The sequence below is a fragment of the Deinococcus soli (ex Cha et al. 2016) genome (genome assembly GCF_001007995.1).
GTDB classification, from domain to species: Bacteria; Deinococcota; Deinococci; order Deinococcales; family Deinococcaceae; genus Deinococcus; species Deinococcus soli.
Map to the genome: position 1 here is coordinate 835,501 of NZ_CP011389.1, position 17,579 is coordinate 853,079.

General features: G+C 69.9%; 18 protein-coding genes. 5 read left to right on the forward strand and 13 right to left on the reverse strand.

What is annotated here, in order from left to right; translation table 11 throughout:
* Positions 1-39: 39 nt before the first annotated feature.
* From SY84_RS04120 to SY84_RS04150, 7 genes are all read right to left on the reverse strand, one after another.
* Positions 40-1,080, reverse strand: coding sequence for a branched-chain amino acid aminotransferase (locus SY84_RS04120; RefSeq protein WP_046842943.1), 1,041 nt, complete (start codon positions 1,078-1,080; stop codon positions 40-42).
* 211 nt (positions 1,081-1,291) lie between these two features.
* A complete protein-coding gene (locus SY84_RS04125; RefSeq protein WP_046842944.1) occupies positions 1,292-1,900 on the reverse strand; it encodes a VOC family protein in 609 nt (202 codons plus the stop codon).
* Between the two features lie 20 nt (positions 1,901-1,920).
* Positions 1,921-2,397: a hypothetical protein gene (locus tag SY84_RS04130; protein ID WP_046842945.1), complete on the reverse strand. Its 477-nt coding sequence runs from the start codon at positions 2,395-2,397 to the stop codon at positions 1,921-1,923.
* A gap of 54 nt (positions 2,398-2,451) precedes the next feature.
* A complete protein-coding gene (locus SY84_RS04135) occupies positions 2,452-3,717 on the reverse strand; it encodes an NAD(P)/FAD-dependent oxidoreductase (protein ID WP_046842946.1) in 1,266 nt (421 codons plus the stop codon).
* Positions 3,718-4,179: 462 nt separating this feature from the next.
* Positions 4,180-5,022: a cytochrome c oxidase assembly protein gene (locus SY84_RS04140; RefSeq protein ID WP_046842947.1), complete on the reverse strand. Its 843-nt coding sequence runs from the start codon at positions 5,020-5,022 to the stop codon at positions 4,180-4,182.
* Complete coding sequence (locus tag SY84_RS04145) at positions 5,019-5,714, reverse strand: SCO family protein (RefSeq protein WP_046842948.1); 696 nt, start codon at positions 5,712-5,714, stop codon at positions 5,019-5,021. The genes SY84_RS04140 and SY84_RS04145 overlap by 4 nt, the downstream gene beginning before the upstream one ends.
* Positions 5,715-5,727: 13 nt before the next feature.
* A complete protein-coding gene (locus tag SY84_RS04150; protein WP_046842949.1) occupies positions 5,728-6,240 on the reverse strand; it encodes a copper chaperone PCu(A)C in 513 nt (170 codons plus the stop codon).
* Between the two features lie 165 nt (positions 6,241-6,405).
* Here SY84_RS04150 and SY84_RS04155 point away from each other — a divergent pair, with 165 nt between their 5' ends.
* The 3 genes from SY84_RS04155 to SY84_RS04165 all read left to right on the forward strand — a co-directional run bounded on the left by SY84_RS04155 (position 6,406) and on the right by SY84_RS04165 (position 9,280).
* Positions 6,406-7,407 (forward strand): LacI family DNA-binding transcriptional regulator, encoded by a 1,002-nt coding sequence (locus SY84_RS04155; RefSeq protein ID WP_046842950.1) that lies wholly within the window; start codon positions 6,406-6,408, stop codon positions 7,405-7,407.
* A gap of 81 nt (positions 7,408-7,488) precedes the next feature.
* Positions 7,489-8,487 carry a tryptophan--tRNA ligase gene (gene trpS, locus SY84_RS04160; protein ID WP_046842951.1) on the forward strand — a complete coding sequence of 333 codons (999 nt, stop codon included), beginning with the start codon at positions 7,489-7,491 and terminating at the stop codon, positions 8,485-8,487.
* Between the two features lie 25 nt (positions 8,488-8,512).
* Positions 8,513-9,280 (forward strand): segregation and condensation protein A, encoded by a 768-nt coding sequence (locus tag SY84_RS04165; RefSeq protein WP_245621405.1) that lies wholly within the window; start codon positions 8,513-8,515, stop codon positions 9,278-9,280.
* A 49-nt stretch (positions 9,281-9,329) separates the two neighbouring features.
* Here the strand turns inward: SY84_RS04165 and SY84_RS04170 are convergent, their stop codons facing one another.
* From SY84_RS04170 to SY84_RS04190, 6 genes are all read right to left on the reverse strand, one after another.
* Positions 9,330-10,163, reverse strand: a complete 834-nt coding sequence (locus SY84_RS04170) for a shikimate 5-dehydrogenase (RefSeq protein WP_245621406.1) — start codon at positions 10,161-10,163, stop codon at positions 9,330-9,332.
* Between the two features lie 118 nt (positions 10,164-10,281).
* The gene (argC, locus tag SY84_RS04175; RefSeq protein ID WP_046842953.1) at positions 10,282-11,199 is read right to left on the reverse strand and encodes an N-acetyl-gamma-glutamyl-phosphate reductase; all 918 of its coding nucleotides are present in this window, start codon (positions 11,197-11,199) and stop codon (positions 10,282-10,284) included.
* Positions 11,196-11,321, reverse strand: coding sequence for a hypothetical protein (locus SY84_RS16990; RefSeq protein ID WP_281174743.1), 126 nt, complete (start codon positions 11,319-11,321; stop codon positions 11,196-11,198). The genes argC and SY84_RS16990 overlap by 4 nt, the downstream gene beginning before the upstream one ends.
* Before the next feature lie 204 nt (positions 11,322-11,525).
* Positions 11,526-12,044 (reverse strand): GNAT family N-acetyltransferase, encoded by a 519-nt coding sequence (locus tag SY84_RS04180; RefSeq protein ID WP_046842954.1) that lies wholly within the window; start codon positions 12,042-12,044, stop codon positions 11,526-11,528.
* 70 nt (positions 12,045-12,114) lie between these two features.
* Positions 12,115-13,038, reverse strand: a complete 924-nt coding sequence (gene argF / locus SY84_RS04185) for an ornithine carbamoyltransferase (protein WP_162200803.1) — start codon at positions 13,036-13,038, stop codon at positions 12,115-12,117.
* 303 nt (positions 13,039-13,341) lie between these two features.
* A complete protein-coding gene (locus tag SY84_RS04190) occupies positions 13,342-15,336 on the reverse strand; it encodes a M14 family zinc carboxypeptidase (RefSeq protein WP_046842956.1) in 1,995 nt (664 codons plus the stop codon).
* A gap of 191 nt (positions 15,337-15,527) precedes the next feature.
* On the opposite strand from SY84_RS04190, the gene SY84_RS04195 reads away from it, so the two are divergent.
* Together SY84_RS04195 and SY84_RS04200 are read left to right on the forward strand one after the other, a co-directional pair.
* A complete protein-coding gene (locus tag SY84_RS04195; protein WP_419177422.1) occupies positions 15,528-16,415 on the forward strand; it encodes an EamA family transporter in 888 nt (295 codons plus the stop codon).
* Between the two features lie 66 nt (positions 16,416-16,481).
* Positions 16,482-17,474 carry an MBL fold metallo-hydrolase gene (locus tag SY84_RS04200; protein WP_046842958.1) on the forward strand — a complete coding sequence of 331 codons (993 nt, stop codon included), beginning with the start codon at positions 16,482-16,484 and terminating at the stop codon, positions 17,472-17,474.
* Positions 17,475-17,579 lie beyond the last annotated feature (105 nt).

Consider the following 17,579-nt stretch of genomic DNA (forward strand, 5'->3'; position numbering starts at 1 on the left):
TCGGATTGAATGGCTTGCCAAGCCGTTCAATCGGAGTGTTTACACCTTGACGATCCAGCCCTCGGGCGCCTCGCGGTCGCCGGACTGGATGCCGACCAGTTCGTCGTACAGGCGGCGCGTGACCGGCCCGACCTCGGTTTCGCTGTGGAACACGTGGAAGGTGTCGCCGTGCTGGATGCCGCCGATGGGCGTGATGACGGCCGCCGTGCCGCACGCGCCCGCCTCGGCGTACTCGTCCAGGCGGTCGATGTACACGTCCCCCTCGACGACGTTCAGGCCCAGACGGTGCTCGGCCAGCCACAGCAGGCTGTACTTCGTGATGCTGGGCAGGATGCTGGGCGACTTGGGCGTGATGAACGTCGCGCCGTCTTTGGTGATGGCGAAGAAGTTCGCCGCGCCGACCTCCTCGATCTTCGTGTGGGTCGCCGGGTCGAGGTAGATCGCGTCCGCGAAATGGCGGTCCTTGGCCTGCGCGCCGGGCATGAGGCTCGCGGCGTAGTTCCCGCCGACCTTCGCGGCGCCCGTGCCGTGCGGCGCGGCGCGGTCGTACTCGCTGGTCATGAAGTTGTGCGGGGTCAGGCCACCTTTGAAGTACGCGCCGACGGGAATGCAGAACACGCCGAAGATGAATTCCGGGGCGCTGCGCACGCCGATGTTGTCCCCGACGCCGATCACGTAGGGGCGCAGGTACAGCGCGCCGCCACTGCCGTAGGGGGGCAGCCAGCGCTCGTTGGCCTGCACGACCTGACGGCACGCCTCGATGAACTGCTCGGTGCTGACCTCCGGCATCAGGAGGCGGCGGCAGCTGGCCTGCATGCGCGCCGCGTTCTGATCCGGGCGGAAGAGGTTGATGCTGCCGTCCGCCGCACGGTACGCCTTCAGGCCCTCGAAGCACTGCTGACCGTAGTGCAGCGCCGTACTGCCCTCGCTGATGTGCAGCACGTTGTCCAGCGTCAACGTCCCGGCGTCCCACGCGCCGTCCCGCCAGTGCGACAGGTAACGCTCGTCAGTGCGGACGTAACTGAATCCCAGTGTGTTCCAGTCGAGATCCACGGGCGGGCGGGCAGTCTGGGTGCTCATGACGCCCATTGTGGCGCACCTCGCGCATGGGGAGTCAAGACTGCCGGACGCGCCCCCACGGCACCGCTAGGCAGTTCTCAGAATGACGGCATCAGAGAAAAAGACTTCTGACGCCTCCATTCTCTGCTTCGCAGCTGTTCCGGTCCGTCCTGCTCAGCAAAATTCACTCGCTCCGCTCAGCCATTAAGACTGCATCTTGAGAGCAAATGCTCTACAGCTCCACCGGCCCGTGCGGCGTGTCCAGCGTGGCGCGCAGCTCGACCTGCGGGGCCTCCACGACCTCCACCTCACCCTGGAAACGCAGGGCGTCCAGCGCCGCGCGCAGCCCGTCCGGTTCGGGCGAACCCAGCCGCAGGCCCGACAGGCGCACCCCCACGTCCGGCAGGCGCGTGGGCGGCGGCGGCGTCAACCAGTGAATCAGGGACGGCGCGGCCCCGCCCCCCGGCAGTGAACCGTCCGGCGGGACGGTCAGCACCCAGCGGTTCTCCCCGCGCGACAGCGGCAGCGCGTCCGGCCCGGCCGGCACCTGCGGCACCTGCGCCACCCAGTGCACCAGTGCCGGACCGTGCGACAGCCGCTCCTGCATGCCCGGCGTGTCCAGCGCGAACCAGCGCGCCCGCGCGGGCGGCGGCGCGTCCGGGTTCACGGCGATCACCTCCAGGTACGCGTCCGGCCCCAGCGACAGCAGCAGGTTGTGCGTGCCGAACAGCTCGTGCTCGCCGCCCGGCTGGAGCGGCACGCGCAGGCGACCCTCCAGCCAGTCCCGCCCCTCCTGCAGCGAACGGGCCGCCACCACCAGATGATCCAGACGCGCCGACATACCCGCCAGCCTACCCGACCTCAGCGGCGGCTGATGGAACCACTGGACACCGTTGCACTGCCCTTCGGCTTCCACTCCACCCTGAAATAGGCCCCCGATGCTGGCGCGGCCCCCGACACGTACTGAAATACGTTCAGCGTGCCCAGGTCACCCGCCGCCCCTGCGACATTCAGGCCGCCCTGCACGTTGTACTTGGGCAGTGGAGGCGTGTACTGCACGAACATGTTCGCGTTCCCCTTCAACGTCCCGCTCAGTGTGACCGCCTGACCGTCCAGCGTCCCGCTGCCGGTCACGGTGACCTGCTGCGCGTCCACGTACGTTGCGGTGAAATTCAGGTCCAGCGGCACCTCTGCCGTCTCCGCTGATGCCCGGACGCTGCCCACCCAGTGCCCCGAGAGCATCCGGGGGTCCTGGCCGACACTGATCGCCGGCGGCGTCTCCCCACACGCCGCCAGAAGGAACCCCAGACCCGCCACCACCGTCGTCACGCGTTTCATGAGCCCTCAGCGTAACGGGCCATGGCTACCCCGGCGTGCAGATGTGACCGGACATTACCCACCGCGTGGGCGGCTCATGCCGACCGGGTCGTTCAGGACGATCGCAGCCGCCTTCTCGCCGCTTTCCATGGCACCCTGAATGCCGCTCATGGCGGTGGCCTCGCTGGCGATGATCACGCCCGGCAGGGACGTCGCGTGACCGGGCAGCACGGCGGCGTACTCGGGTGGCTGCGGGTACTGCGCGTGACGGATGCGTTCCACGAGCAGGGTGCGCAGCGCCTGCACCTGCGCGGGCGGGTACCAGCGGCCCAGTTCGCCGCGCACGCGGGCGTCCAGCGCGTCGTCGTCCAGGTCCGGTTCGCCCAGGACCGTCACAGTCAGCAGGTGCCCGCCTGCCGGGGCGCGGCCCGGCACGGCGTTGCTCAGCCAGTGGGCATTGTTGATGAAGCCCTCCTCGGCGTTCAGCAGCAGGCGCGCCTCCCGGTCGATCTGCTCGGCGCTGGCGTAGTACAGGTACGTGCTGCTCACGCTGCCGCGCGCCACGTCCGCACCCGTCAGGCGGGCCGCGGTGCCCGGATCGGTCGACACGATCACCTGCCGCGCCTCCAGCTCCCCCGCCACCGAATGCACCGTCACATGCCCAGCGTGCGTCCTCAGCCGCTGCACGGGGACGTTCAGACTCACCTCCAGCCCCTGTGCGAGTTGCTCCGTCAGCGCCCCCATGCCCGCGCGGGGCAGCGCCGCGCCGCCATCCATCAGCATCCGGAAGTAGTACCGGAACAGCCGCGCACTCGTGCCCAGGCTGCGGTCCAGGAAGATCCCCCCGAAGAACGGCCGGAAGAACGCATCCAGCGCGCCCTCGCTGAACCCCTGCCGCCGCAGGTACCCTTCCGTGGACTCGTCCGGCCCGCGTAGCAACTCCGGCGGCGCAGGCGCCCGCAACCGCACCGCCAGCGCCGCCACCCGAGCCTTGTCCGCCACGCCCAGTGACCGCGCCGCCAGCGTCCCCGGCAGCGCCGCCAGGTCCCCGAACGGACTCCCCAGGGTCTCCCGTTTCTCTCCCCGCACCACGACCGCGCCCGGCGGGATCGCCACCAGATCCAGCGCCCCCAGGTTCACGTGCCGCCGCACCGCCGGATACGCCGGGAACAACACCTGATACCCCGCATCCAGCACGAACCCACCCACAGACCGCGACCGCACGCGCCCCCCCACCTCCGGCGCGGCCTCCAGCACCCGCACCCGCTCCCCCGCCCGGGACAGCACCCGCGCTGCCGTCAGACCCGCCAACCCCGCACCCACCACCACCACGTCATACATGCGCGCAGGCTAACAAGCCCCCACCCACCGCAACTGAATCCATGGACGGAAAGTGAAGGGGGAGGGGGTTGTGGGGAGTGGGTTGTCGGAAGTGGGGAGTGGGTTGGGTACCGGGGGGCGGGCACGCGGGTCTGCGGGCTGTGAGGAACTGCGAGGGCGGGCGCGGCCCGCCACCCCCCACCTGGCCTCCCCCTCAAGGGGGGAGGAGAAAGGACAGAGTCGATCAGCCGCCCGCACCTGCCTGCCCGGCCAGCCGCCGCAGATCACCCCGAGCCGTCGGACGCGCAGCGTCCGGGCCTTCCAACTTCACGGCAGGATGGCGTCGAGGCCGGACCCGTCACCGCTCGATAACCGCATAACGCACGAGTAGAACCTCTTGCCCAGTGCAACGTAGGTCCCCCCTGCCCTCTGCTGCGCAGCTCTGCGAGTCTGGGTAGGGGGTTGGGGGGTGGGTTACGCCGTTCAGCTCTCAGTGTCGGAGTCAGGCACGACGCGCGCGGGTGGCATGCCCTGCGTTTCGGACAGTTTGATCAGCCACGCGAACAGCTGGATGAAGGCGAGGGCGAGGGCGGGGAGTCCGGCGAGCATCATGATCCAGCCGCTGAGCTGCTGGTTCTGGAGGGGGGTGTAGTTCCAGAGGCACAGGGCGTTCACGTAGGGGGTGTAGAGGACGCGGGGGCTGTAGAGCCAGACGCTGGCGACGCCCATCATGGGGAGGGCGGCGAGGAGGCCGAACCAGCCGCGTGAGCCGATGTCGGCGGGTTGCACGGTGGGGAGGGGGCGGAGGATGACGCTCCAGACGAGTAGGCTGCTCAGGAGGTACAGGCCCGGGAGGAGGGTAGCGGCGGTGTTGCTGACGACGCTGGCGTTGAAGCCAGCGGGGACGTTCCAGTAGATGATGACGGCGGTCCAGAGGGCCAGGGCCACCCAGGGGTCGAGGAGGAGGTTGAGGATCCTGCCGGGGCCGCGCCGGGGGTCGGGGCGCAGGCGCGGCAAGCCGAGGATGAGGAGGGGTGGGACGACCTCGGCGAGGACCATGAGGCGGGTCATGTAGAGGGCCATGCTGCTCTGGGTGAGGGTCGCGGCGCGGCTCTGGGTGGTGATGAGCAGCAGGAGGACGCCGAGGGTGAAGAGGGCGGCCTTCCAGGCGGGCCAGTCCTGGCCGCGGCCTTCGCGGTGCGCGCGGGTGTAGCCCCAGGCGTACGCGGCGGCGAGGAGCAGGGTGGGGATCAGGAAGAGGGGGTCGGGGCTGGGGCTGAGCAGGTCGGCCAGGGTGGGGTTGAGCGTGGAGGGCGTGGCGCTCATTGGGTCTCCATGACGTGTTGCAGGTCCGCCTGGACGCGGGCGACCTGGGGAAGCTGGGTGTAGTCCCACAGGACGCGCAGGTTGCCCTGGGCGTCGATGAGGTAGGTGGCGGTGGTGTGGTTGATCTGGTAGTCGGCGCCCCTGACGTCGGCCTTCTGGTAGCCGACGCCGTACGCCTGGGCGACTGTCGCCAGTTGCGGTTCGGGGATGTGCACGCCGACGCCTGCCTTGCCGAAGTAGGAGGCGTACTCGTTCAGGCGCCCCGGGGTGTCGCGGGCGGGGTCGACGCTGACGAGCAGGATGCGGAAGCGGGCCTTCTGGTCGTCGGGGAGGGCATCGCGGACCTTGTTCAGGTACGAGAGGGTCAGGGGGCAGATGCTGGCGCAGTGCGTGAACCCGAAGAACACGGCGGTGACCTGTCCCTGCCCGGGCGTGAACGTGAACGCGTGGGGTGGGGCGGTGGGGGTGTCACTGACGGTGCCGGTGAAGCCCGTCGCGGCGGTGCCCTGCGGGTACGCGGTGCCGAAGAACGGGTAGGGGCTGCGCAGGCGCGCAGCACCCCAGGCGCCCAGCAGGAGCAGGGTCACGGCGGCAACGGCGAGGATCGCGGACACGTACCAGGGCCGCGCGGGGGGCGCGCTGGTAGTCTCGGGGCTGATCGACTCGGGGGTGTGGGCGGGTTCACTGGTCATCGGGGGTTCACCGTCATGGTTTCACCACGGGCGCCTGGATGGTCAGGGTGCGGCCCTCGTCGTCGGTCAGGGTGACGGGTATGGTCTGCCCGGGCTGGAGGGGCTCTTTCAGGTGCATGAGCATCAGGTGGTCGCCGGTGTCGCTGAGGGTCAGCGTGCCGCCCGCCGGGAGGGTGAGGGTGTCGGTCATGCTCATGCCGGTCATGTTGTCCTGGGTGCGGGTGACCATCAGCATGGCGTGCCCGGCGGCGGGGCTGCTCACGCCCGTGATGCGGACCTCCGCGTCCCAGGTGCTGCGGAGGGTGGCGAACACGCTCGTCTCGCGGATACCGGGGGGCACGGCGACCACGCGGGCGTCCGTGACGGTGGCGGGCAAGGTACCGCTGACCGGAGTGGCCTGGGCTGGATTCTGGGTCGCAGTGTCGGTCCGGGGGCGCAGCAGGGCGGCGGACAGCGCGGCGGCGAGGATCAGCAGCGCGGCGATCAGGAGGGGCCGGGCGGGTCCGGCGCGGCGGGTTGAGGTCATGGTCGCTCCTTCATGGCGGGGCGTGCCCGGCGCGGGCAGCCGTCAGGGTGCAGTGTAGGCGCGTGCCCGGGGGGGCATTGTCCCCACCGCACCGCTGCGGGCCCGGCGGCGCTCACGACGCGCGTGGAACCCGTTCCAAAAAAGGCGTATCCTGAGTGCCAAATCATGCGTAAACCCACCATTCAGGATGTAGCCCGGCACGCCGGGGTCGGGGTCGGCACCGTCTCGCGGGTGCTGAACAATCACGTGGCCGTCAAGGGCGCCACGCGCGAGAGCGTCCTCAAGGCCATCGCGGATCTGGAATACACCCCCAACCCGCACGCCCGGCGCATCGCGGGGGGGCGCAGTTACACCATCAGCGTCCTGCTGCCCGTCCTGACCACCGAATTCTACGTGCGCCTCCTCGACGGCCTGGAAACGGCGTTCCAGGAAGCCCGGTACGACGTGGCGATCTTCCCGCTGCTGGACCGCTCCCGATTAGAACGCTACCTGGGCTCGCACACGCTGGCCTATCAGGCGGACGGGCTGGTCATGGCGACGTACAACCTCACGCAGATGTTCCACGAGCGGCGCCTGCGTACCCAGCAGCCCACCGTCCTCGTGGACGCCTTTGCGGACAACGTGGATTCCTCGTTCATGGACAACGTCGCGGGCGGGCGCATGGCGGGCGAGTACGCCGCGCAGTTCACGGGTGACCTGTACGCCGTGTGGGTCGAGACCGAACTGGATCAGCTGTTCACCACCCGCGTGTTCGAGGACCGCCGCAGCGGCTTCATGAACGCGCTGGACACCGCCGGGCGCACCATCCGCGCCGAATACACCAGTTCCTTCGATTCCCTCGCGGCGCGCAACACCGCCGCCACCGTCCTCGATCAGGCGCAGGAGGCCGGGCTGCCCTGCACCGTGTTCGCGTCGGCGGACATGCTCGCCGGCGCGCTGCTGGACGAGGTGCGCCTGCGCGGCCTGAAGATCGGGCAGGACGTGCGCGTGATCGGCTTCGACGACCAGCCCTGGGCCGCCGAACGCGGCCTGACCACCCTGCACCAGCCGGTCGAGAGCATGGGCTACGAGGCCGCGCAACTCCTGCTGTCACGCCTGAACGGCTACAAAGGCCCCGCCCGCGCCCGCCGCTTCGAACCCCGCCTGATCATCCGCGGCAGCGCGTAAGGGGGCAGCGTGGTGTGGGTCGTGGGCGGTCGCCTGCGGCCCGCTTTCTTTGAAGCCTCCATCCTCTAGAATCTCGGGGTTATGCCGCGCGTCTTTTCAGGGATTCAGCCCACAGGTGAACCGCACATCGGGAACTACTTCGGGGCCATGCGCAACTACGTGCGGCTGGGCGAGGAGTTCGGGAAGAACAGCATCTACTGCGTGGTGGACCTGCACGCCATCACCAACCCCGCCGCCTCCGATCCCAGGCTGCTCGCGCAGCGGACCTTCGAGATGGCGGTCGCGAACTTCGCGGTGGGACTGGACCCCAGCAAGGTGACGTTCTTCGTGCAGTCGCACGTGCCCGAGCATCAGGAACTGTCGTGGATCTTCACGACCCTGACCCCGGTCGGCGAGCTGGAACGCATGACGCAGTACAAGGACAAGTCCGCGCAACTCGAGAGTGTCCCGGCAGGCCTGCTGATGTACCCCGCCCTGATGGCCGCCGATATCCTGCTGTACAAGGCCGATACCGTGCCCGTCGGTGAGGACCAGACGCAGCACATCGAACTGACGCGCGAGATCGCCCGGAAGTTCAACCACGCCTTCGGCGAGACGTTCCCTGAACCCAGGGCCGTGTACAACAAGGACGCGCTGCGCATCCCCGGCGTGGACGGCAACGGCAAGATGGGCAAGAGCAAGGGCGAGACGAGCACCATCGGCATCCTGGAACCGCTGGAGTCCATCTGGCAGAAACTGCGCGTGGCGCCCACCGACCCGGCCCGTGTGCGCCGCACCGACCCCGGCGACCCCGAGAAGTGCCTGATCTTCGACTACCACAAGCTGTTCAGCGACCTGGACACCATTCAGACCGTGGACGCCGGGTGCCGCAGCGCCGGAATCGGCTGCATCGACTGCAAGAAGATGCTCATGACCGGCATTACCGCGCACCTCACGCCCATCCAGGAGCGGGCCGAGACGCTGAAGGCCGACCCGGACTTCGTGCGTGACGCCCTGGCTCAGGGGGCGCGCGAGGCCCGCGCGATCGCGCAGCCGATCATGGCGGAAGTCCGCGAGAAAGTCGGCTTCCTGACCCTGTAAACCCCACCGACTGTCGACCCCTGCCGTGACTGCCGCGCCTGCGCTGCCCACTCCCACCCCGCCGCCCCCGGCCGGGGTGGGCTTCAGCGTGGCGCTGCCCGCGTTCAGCGGCACCCTGGCCGAACTGGCCTCCGCGCTGCGCACTGGCCGCGTCCAGCCCGGCGAGGTGCCCCTCCTGACCCTCACGCGCGACGTGCTGGCCTGGGCGCAGGCGGTCACGGGCGGCCCGCTGAATGACGCGCATCCGGACCTGCTGCCCACCCTGGCGGCGGTCATCGCGCTGAAGGCCCGTCTGCTGCTGCCGCAACCCGAACCCGAGGAGGCAGAGGCGGGCGGCGACTGGTACGAGCCGCTGGACGACGTGCTGGACGGCGTGGAGGCCCTGGCGGAACTGGGCGCCCTGGTGGACTTCCTGGCCGCGCGCCGCCGCGAACGCGAGGGCCTGATTCCCGCCCGCGCCGTGCCCGTGACCCTCCCGCGCCGCGAACGGCCCCGCAACCCGCAGGGCAGCCTCGCCAAGCTCGTGAAGGCCGCGCAGAACGCCGTGCGGCAGGTCGAGGTGCCCCTCTTGGCCCGCGACCGCCTCTCGCTGGCCGACGCGCTGGGCGCGCTGCGCGCCTTCGGAAGGCGCCTGCGGACCTTCACCTTTCGGGGCATTCCCACGCAGGACTGGGGCGAGCAGACCACCTACTTCGCCGCCCTGCTCGAAGGCGTGAAGGAAGGGAACTTCAGCGTCGAGCAGACCGACACGTACGGCGACATACAGGTGCAGTCCCACCTCGCGCAGGACTGACCGCCGCTGAAACAGGGGGAGAGGCCGGTGCGACCTCTCCCCCACGCTTTTAGGTGCGCGCGAACTCGACGGCCGCCTGCACCTGTTCGTCCGTGGGGCGGACGCCGGTGTACAGCACGAACTGCTCCAGCGCCTGCAACGCCACGACCTCCAGTCCGGTCACGACGGGCCTCCCCTGCCGCCGGGCCTCCACGATCAGGGGCGTCTCGCTGGGCAGGGCGACCACGTCGAACACCGTGCCCGCCCGCGCGATCTGCTCCGGCGTGAAGGCCAGCGTGTGTTCGTCCGCGCCGCCCGCCATGCCCAGCGGCGTGACGTTCACGAGCAGGTCACCGTCCTGCACGTCAGGTACCGTGGGCTGCCAGTCCCAGCCGCAGCGCGCCGCGAGGTCCCGCCCGGCGGCCTCGTTGCGGGCGACGATCACGCCACGCATGAAGCCCGCGTCGCGCAGGGCGCTCGCCACGGCCTTGCCCATGCCGCCGCTGCCGCGCAGCACCACCCGCGCGTCCGGGTTCAGCGCGTGCCGTTCGATCAGGAGCTGAACGGCGGTGTAATCGGTGTTGAAGGCCTTCAGGTGCCCGCCGTCGTTCACGATGGTGTTCACCGACCCGATGGCCGCCGCCGAGGCGTCCAGTTCGTCCAGCAGCGGAATCACGGCCTCCTTGAACGGCATGCTGACCGCGCAGCCGCGCACGCCCAGCGCCCGGATGCCCGCCACGACGCCCGCGATGTCCTGCACGCCAAACGCCTTGTACACGAAATCCAGACCCAGCGCCGCGTACAGGTGATTGTGGAAGCGCGTCCCGAAGTTGCTCGGCCGCGCCGAGACGCTCATGCACAGCGTCGTGCCCCGGTTGATGTCCAGCTTGCTCGCGCCTGTCACGACTGCCCCGCTCCGGCGACTGCGCTGCGTGCCCTGCGCTCCGCTCCGGTCACTCCACTCCGTCTCCGTCGTCTCATTCCTGCTCCTTCCAGTCGGCTCCGGGTCATCCGGAGCGGAATCACAGTCCCAGCATCAGGTTCAGGTTCTGCACCGCCGCGCCGCCCGCGCCCTTCCCGAGGTTGTCCAGCCGCGCGACCAGCAGTGCCCGCTCGCCGTCGGCGGACGGGTACACGAACAGTTCCAGGTCGTTCGTGCCGTTCAGGGTCTGCGGGTCCAGAATCTCCGGGTTGCCCTGCATGTCGAACACCCGCACGAACCGCTGCCCGGCGTAGTGCGCCGCCAGCGCCGCGTGCAGCGCGTCCGGGGTGGTGCCCAGCTCGCGCAGGTGCAGCGGGATGGTCACGGTCATACCCTGCGCCCACGCACCCACGTTCGGCGTGAAGACCGGCGTGCGGCTCAGGCCGCCGTAGCGCATCGTCTCGGGAATGTGCTTGTGCCCCAGCCCCAGCGCGTAACTCAGGAACTCGCCCTTCATTGGGTGATCCTCGCCCTTCTCGTGCGCGTCCACCAGCGCCCGGCCCCCACCGGTGTAGCCGCTGTACCCCTGAATACTGACCGGGAAGTCCGCCGGGATCAGGCCCGCGCCCGTCAGCGGCGCCAGCAGCGAGATCGCCCCGGTGCTGTAACAGCCGGGGTTCGCCACGAAGCGCGCCGCACGGATCGCGTCCGCCTGCCCCGCATTCAACTCCGGGAAGCCGAACACCCACGCGGGGTTCACCCGGTGCGCCGTGCTCGCATCCAGCAGGCGCGCCGCCGGGTTCGTCGTCAGCGTGACTGCCTCGCGCGCCGCGTCGTCATGCAGGCACAGGATCGACACGTCCGCCGCGTTCAGTAACTCCGCCCGCGCGTCCGCATCCTTGCGCCGCGCCGGGTCGATGCTCAGCAACTCGATATCCGCCCGGCCCTGAAGCCGCTGCCGGATCTGCAGACCGGTCGTTCCGGCCTCACCGTCGATAAATACCTTGGGGACTGTCATGCTTGATTCTCCATCAGGGACTGAGTGACCTGCGCGTGCAGGCGTTCGAATGTCATAGCCAGGGACGTGCCGGGCTTCAGGTGCGTCCAGAGGTCCGGGGTCATGGGCACGATACGGATCACGCCGTGCCCGCCTCGCCCGATCACCTCTGGCTCGAGGGTTTCCCACCACGCGTACGCATTCCACCGGCTCTCCGGCGCGATGGAAGCTGAAGACGCTGCCGTCCATCGCGCCCACGTTGTCCCCGAAGCGCCGGTAGATGAATGACGTCGTCCGGTCCTCCGGCAGGTGAACGCGGGCGAGCAGGAAGGGGGCGTCTGTCAGAGTCACGCGGTCCACTCGGCGGCCAGGACCGCGTACAGGGCATCGTCGGTCCATTCCCCCCGGTGCCGGTAGCTCTGGAGGCTGGTGCCCTCGTGCCGGAAGCCCAGGCGGGTCAGCAGCGCCGCGACCGCCGTGTTGCGCGGGTCGATGCTGGCGTGGACGCGGTGCAGGCCCAGGTCCGCGAACGCGTGGGTGACCAGGACGTGCAGGGCCTCGCGAGCGTACCCGTGCCCCTGGGCGTGGCGGGCGAGGGTCATGCCGAGTTCCGCCTGCGGCCCCTGCGTGTTCAGGCCCACGTCCCCCACGAGTTCACCGCCGGTCAGCGTGACGGCGCGCTGCACCCAGCCGGGCGAGCCCAGCGGCGCGTCCGACACGAGCCCCGCCACGGAGTCCGGCGTGGCGGGCAGCGGCCAGCCCTGATACCGGGCGACCTCCGGATCGTTCCGGTACGCCAGGACACGCGGCAGGTCGTCCGGCGTCAGGGGCCGGAGGGTCAGACGGGACGTGTGCAGGATGGTCATGGGCTCAGCGTGCCAGAGAAACGGGCGGGCGCGCATCCGCGTGACGGCAGATGCGCGCCGCCCCAGTGGTTTACCAGCGGGGTTTGAGGTCACCCATGAGGTGGTACATCAGGGCTTTCTGCGCGTGCAGGCGGTTTTCGGCCTGATCGAACACGCGGCTCTTGGGGTGTTCGGTGGCTTCGGGGACGGTTTCCTCGCCGTAGTGGGCGGGCAGGCAGTGCAGGAAGATGCCGTCGGGGGCGAGGGTGTCGAGCATCTCGGGGGTGACCTGGTAGCCCTGGAAGGCGCGGCGGCGGATGTCGGCTTCGGCCTCCTGGCCCATGCTGATCCACACGTCGGTGTACAGGACGTCGGCGCCCTGCACGGCGGCGAGGTCGTTCGTGAGGGTGATGTTCACGCCGGCGCGGACGGCGTCCATGAGGACTCCGGCGTTCGGTTCGTAGCCGACGGGGGTGACGACGGTGACGTCGGTGCCGGTCAGGATGCCCATGTGGATGTGGCTGTTGGCGAGGTTGTTCCCGTCGCCGATGTACACGACGCGGCGGCCGCGCAGGTCGGTGCCGAATTCTTCCTCGATGGTCTGGTAGTCCGCGAGGAGCTGCGCGGGGTGCAGCATGTCGCTCAGGCCGTTGATGACGGGGATGCTGGCGTGCTGCGCGAGTTCCTGGAGGGTCTGCTGAAGGTACACCCGGCCCATGACGGCGTCCACCCAGCGTTCCAGGTTGCGGGCGACGTCGCTGACGCGTTCGCGGGTGCCGAGGCCGATCTCGGTGTTCGAGAGGGTGATGGCGTGCCCGCCGAGCTGGTACATGCCGACGTCGAAGGTGGTGCGGGTGCGCAGGGACGCCTTCTCGAACACCAGCGCGATGCTGAGGCCCGCCAGGGGTTTCACCGCGCGCCACTCGCCGCGTTTCATGGAGTGCGCGGTGTCCAGGACGGCGCGCAGTTCAGTGGCGGTCATGTCGAGGTTGCTCAGGAAGTCCCGCCCGGCCATGACGGGTTTCGGGAGGGTGTCCGGGGTGAGCAGCACGGGCGCGGCGGACGCCACCGGGGTTGCATCTTTTTTCGTGACAGCCTTGCGCACCGCTCCGGTCTTCTTCGGGGCAGCGCTGGCCTGGGCCTGGGTTTTCTTCGAGCGGGCGACCTTCGTCATAGGCGAGGAGTATACCTGCTTCCCGTCAGCGCAGGATCACTCCCCGCGAATCGCGCATGAATATGCATTCTGGATGACTGGACATGCACAGCGGGGAGCTGCGCGAGGGCGTGACGGCCACCCTCGCGCGGCTCCCCATCCCTCTTACTTCGTTTCGGTCAGGCTGTAGCTGCCGCTGCCGCTGTAGGCGTACACGCGCCAGCGGTACGTGCCACTGGCGGCGGCGTAGGTGATGGCCTCGGTGCTGGTACTGCCCTCGCTGGCGGCCACCTGACTCCAGGTGCTGCCGGAGAGTTTCTGCAGGTACAGGTCGAAGTCGGTGCCCGTGGGTCCGCTCAGGTTGCCCTTCAGCGTGCCGCCCGCGTACGTGAAGCCGGTCGTGGACGGCTGGTACGAGTTCCCGCTGGCCGCGACCGTGCCGGTGTACGTGGTGGTGCCCGTGGTCGTGCCGACCGTGACGAACAGCGCGGAGACGGGGCCGTACGTCCCGCTGTTGTTCCTCGCGCGGACGTACACGGTGTGCTTCCCGGCGCTGAGGCCCGTGGTGGACACGCTGGCCTGCACGCTCTCGGTGGCGGCGTTGAAGGTGCCGTCCGCAGCGGTCATGGCGCGGGCCGTGCCGCCGGCCCAGGGGGGCGTGTCGATGAAGTACTCCGCGCCGGTGATGGTGCGGGTGGGTTCCGCGCCGTTGCTCGTGTTGAAACGGGTGTTCGTGGCGCTGGCGCTCAGGGTGAAGCTGGCGCCCGTGGCGACGCTGGCGGGCGCGCTGACGCTGACACTGTCGGGACCGCTGCCGAGCTGGTATGGCGCGCGGGCCACGCGCAGGGCGTACAGCAGCGCCGCCTGGTTCTGTGGGAGGGTGGTGCCGGTGAAGGTGCTGCACGGCTCGAAGAACGCCGTGCCGAGTTCGATGGTGTACGACGCGACCCCCAGTTCGCCGTACGCGAAGTCGTCAGTGGTGCCGCTGGTGGGGTACAGGCCAACCGCCTGCTCGGGCGTGTACCCGTTGAAATACGCGAGCTTGCGGCCCAGTGACTGTAGCGCCGCGCCGTTCGGAGTGACGGTGGTGGTGTCTCCCCAGGGCCACAGGACCAGCTTGGAGTAGCTGTGCACGTCGACGTACACGCCGGGCGTGCTGGCGGGTGCCGCGTCGGTGCGGGCGGGGCCGCGGTTGTCCGCGAAGGCCGCCTTGATCAGGGTCTGGAGGTTCTGCGTCTCGATTTCACTGGCGGCGGCGGTGCCCTTGTACGTCTCGTTGCAGGGGTCGGCGCTGGACCCGCCGGTGCCCCAGGCGTAGTTGAAGTTGCGGTTCAGGTCCACGCCGTACAGGCCGTTGCTGCACGGCTGGGTGTCGTTCACGTTCTTGCGCCACGACGCGCCGGCCTCGGCTTTCTTGCGGCCGTCGGGGTTGCTCTGGAGGACCAGCCAGACTTCCTGGGTGTCGAGCATCCAGGTGACGTCGGCGTCCTTGCCGTAGTTGGCGAGCAGGTACTCCGCGAAGCGCGTGGCGAGTTCGGCGGGGGTGTACTCGCGCGCGTGGATGGACGCGGTGATCAGCAGTCGGGGCTTGGTGCCGGTGGTGCTCCTGTTCGTGAGTTTCAGGACGTTCATGTCGTACCCGCCGCGCCCCTTGCTCTTCAGCCACGAGGACCCGAAGCTGCTCCAGCTGGCGAGGTTCGGGTACTGCGTGACCAGATTCTGCGCGCTGGCGTAGGTTTCCTCGACGGTGCGGTAGCAGGAGTAGCCGCTGATGCTCAGGGCGCCCAGGGGGGCTTTCAGGGAGGCGCTGTGGCGTTCGGTCTGCGCGCGGTCGATCTTCACGGTCCAGCCGCGGGTCATGCCGGTCACGCGCAGCCGCTCGAAGTCGGCCTGCCCCACGTCGAGCAGCACGTAGCCGTCTTCGGGGCTGCCGCCGACCGGCTCGAAGGTCTTGACGATGTCCAGCCAGTCGCGCTGCGTTTTGAAGTCGATGCGGGACACGACGACCGGGTACTGCTGGAAGGTGCTGCACTCGTCGGCGGTGGCGACCAGGGTGCCGGTGCCGGGGGCGGGGCTGGCCTGGGGGGCGGTGGGGGTCTGCGAGCAGGACGCGAGCAGCAGGGCGGCGCTGAGCAGGGAGACGGACAGACCTTTATGCATGGAGCCTCCATCGGCGGGCGTCCCGTCCGGAGTGTCTGCCGGCAGGTGTTCGCCTGGGTTGTGTGGTGCTGCGCTACTCTAACACCCCCCTGGCGCGCAAGCGAAAGTTCCACTGTCCACCATTGAGGAACGTCACGGCCCGGCCGGGCGTACACTCCCGCGCAATGAACGCCCCCGCGACCCTGCCGCCCCTGAACGCCCGCGCGCTGCTGCTGGCGCTGCTGATCACGGGCATCTGGGGCGTGAACTTCATCGTGATCAAGTGGAGTGTCGCGGGGGCCCCCCCGCTGCTGGTCGCCGCGCTGCGCTTCGCCGTGGCCGCGTTGCCCGCCGTGTTCTTCGTGCCGCGCCCGCAGCTGCCCGCCCGGCTGCTGTGGGGGTACGGGCTGCTGGTGGGCGTCGTGCAGTTCGGCCTGCTGTACCTCGCCATTCAGCTGGGCATGAGTGCGGGCCTGGGCTCGCTGCTCATGCAGATGCAGGCGTTCTTCACCGCGATCCTGGCCGCGCGGCTGCTCGGCGAACGCATCCAGCCCTGGCAGGCCGCCGGGATGACGGCCGCCTTCGGCGGCATGGCGCTGATCGGCGCACTGTCCGGCGGGGACCTACCCCTGGTCAGTCTCGGCCTGACGCTGCTGGCGGCGCTGGGCTGGGCAGGCAGCAACCTCGTGGTGCGGGCGTCGGGCGGCGCGAACATGCTGTCCCTGGTCGTCTGGAGCGCCCTGATTCCCCCCATTCCCCTGACGCTGCTGGCGGGCCTGACCGGCGGCTGGGACGCCGTGGGCCACACCCTGACGCACAGCGGGTGGGGGTTCTGGGCGGCCATCGTGTTCATGGGCCTGGGCAACACCGTGCTGGGCTTCGGGCTGTGGTCCGTGCTGATCCAGCGGCACGGCGCGGCGCGGGTGGCGCCCCTGTCGCTGCTGGTCCCGGTGTTCGGCCTGATCGCCAGCGCCCTGGCCTACCACGAGGCCTTCCCGCCCGGCAAGGCCATCGGCGCGCTGCTGGTTTTCGCGGGTCTGACCCTGCACGTGTTCGGGGGCCGCTGGTGGCCCCGGTCCGGGCAGCGCACCCCAGCCTGAACGGGCAGCGGCGTAGGCCACCCGGCGCATGGCACGCCGCGCCCGGCACCCGTTAGGCTGCGCGGCATGTTGAGGGCACGGGTGCTGGGCGGGCCGGCAGAGGACAACGCGCTGTGGGTCGTGGCGGACAGCGGGCAGGGGCAGACGCGCCTGCTGCTGGACTGCGGCGCGCGCGTGCTGGACACGCTGCCGTTCGCGGAGGTGCAGGCCACCGATCACCTGCTGCTGTCGCACCTGCACATGGATCACGTGGGCGGCTTCGACGACTTCTTCCGCGCCACCTTCGACCGGCCCGCGCCCACGCACGCCTGGGGGCCGCCCGGCACGGCCCGCATCCTCGGGCACCGCTTCCAGGGGTTCTGGTGGAACCACGCGCCCGAGCTGCGCGGGCAGTGGGTGGTGCATGACGTGCACGACACGCACGTGCAGGCCTTCCGCTTCGAGGCACAGGAGGCCTTCGCCGTGGCGCACGACGCGGGCAGTCGCCCGCACGACGGCACCATCCTCACCACCCCGGAAGTCAGCGTGCAGGCCATTCCACTGGAACACCACGGCCGTAGCCTGGGTTTCGTCCTGCGGGAACCCGACCGGGAACGCGTGAACACCGCCGCCCTGGCGGGACTGGGCCTGCGCCCCGGCCCCTGGCTGGCTGCATTGAAAGGCGGCGCGACCGGCGAACTGGAGGTGAACGGCCAGCCGCACGACGCCGCTGGCCTCCGCGCCGCACTGATGGCCCGCGAGACCGGGGAGAGCCTCGCGTACCTCACGGACTTCCTGCTGGGCGCCGCGCAGCAGGCCCGCCTCGCTCCCCTCCTGCGCGGCGTGCAGACGCTGTACGCCGAGGCGCAGTACGCCCCCGAGGACCACGACCTCGCCGCCCGGCACGAGCACACCACCGTCACGCAGGTCGCCGCCCTGGCCCACGCGGCGGGCGTGCCCGCGCTGACGCTGCTACACCTGAGCCGCCGCTACCGACCCGAACAGTGGTCCGCCATGCTGAGTGCCGCGCAGGCCATCCACCCCGCCACGCGTTTCCCGGACGGCTGGCTGGACGCGTGAGACGGCCGGTTCGTGCGCCGGAACGCACCTTCTCCCCTATCCTGCCCGGGTGACCCCCTCTCTCACCGCGCCACGCTCCCCACATGTCACGGCGCTGTGGGGCTC